At 46.5% G+C, this 1,015-nt stretch carries 1 protein-coding gene; it reads left to right on the forward strand.

Translation table 11 applies throughout. The annotated features are described in order from the left end of the window. A partial coding sequence (locus tag R7070_RS26650; protein WP_318141581.1) for a DUF3103 domain-containing protein occupies positions 1-954 on the forward strand: 954 nt, incomplete at its 5' end. Between the last annotated feature and the right edge of the window lie 61 nt (positions 955-1,015).

Consider the following 1,015-nt stretch of genomic DNA (forward strand, 5'->3'; position numbering starts at 1 on the left):
ACTGCAGAATTTAGCCAACAGCTCGTTGAAGCCGACGCTCAAATTCGTAGCTGGAAAGGAATTACTGAATTCTCAGATCAATTGCTAGAAGTGCGCTTAGCCAACGAAAAAATGCTAGGAGCATGGCTCAATGGCGACGTTGCACCACTCTTTGCCTTTGAACCAAGCGGTGATGATGAAAGCTGGCAATACATCGAAGCGTTTGACGTTTACGGGCAAATTCATCAACTTGATGTGTATCAGCTTCCTGACGTTCCCGTTCTAGTTGTCGATAACAACAGCTCTGCAGAGCTCAAAGCAGGCTTACAGGCGATGCAGGCAGAAATGAAAAAGCTGGGTCAGCCAGCTCTAATTCAGCCTTATTATTCAGAGAGTCAAAAACAATCTTCACCAATGCTACAAAGCGCAGCGACAAGTGATGTCGCTCCGATTCAAACAGCTCAACTGAAGAAAATTCGCTTAGCGGATGACAAAGAACCGTGGATCTCTGGCAAAGCAGAGGTTTACGCCATCGTGACAGGTGTCAATCCAAGCCGCGACGAGCCGACAATTGATCTGGTAGAGCTTCCTTACTTGGATTACGACAACCAAGATTACTACCCAAATCAAATCATCATTCACTGGTCTCGCTACCGCTGGGGCGCTGCAGATATTGTTCTGATGGAGCAAGATGACGGCACAGACTACAAACAGCTGGCTAAACTATTGGTGCAAGTCGCTGAAGAAGTTCTGAAAGCCATCCCAGATCCGCAAGTTCAGGCATACGCAGTCATCCCACAAATCACAAACAAGATCATCGATGCAATTCCAGATGGTGTGCTTACCAACGATGATGACTTTGTTGACGTTTTCTACACGTTGATGCAAGACACGTCGTATGTCGATCACCCAGGAGCAAGTGTTAATGCTGTCGTGACACTAGAGCCACTGACGATCAATCCAACTCGCCCATAACCCTTTCAATTTCAATGAGTCGTTGTCTAGACTTCGACTCATTTTTCCCACCTCATCACAA

It is taken from the genome of Vibrio sp. 1557 (assembly GCF_033340175.1).
Classification (GTDB): Bacteria; Pseudomonadota; Gammaproteobacteria; order Enterobacterales; family Vibrionaceae; genus Vibrio; species Vibrio alginolyticus.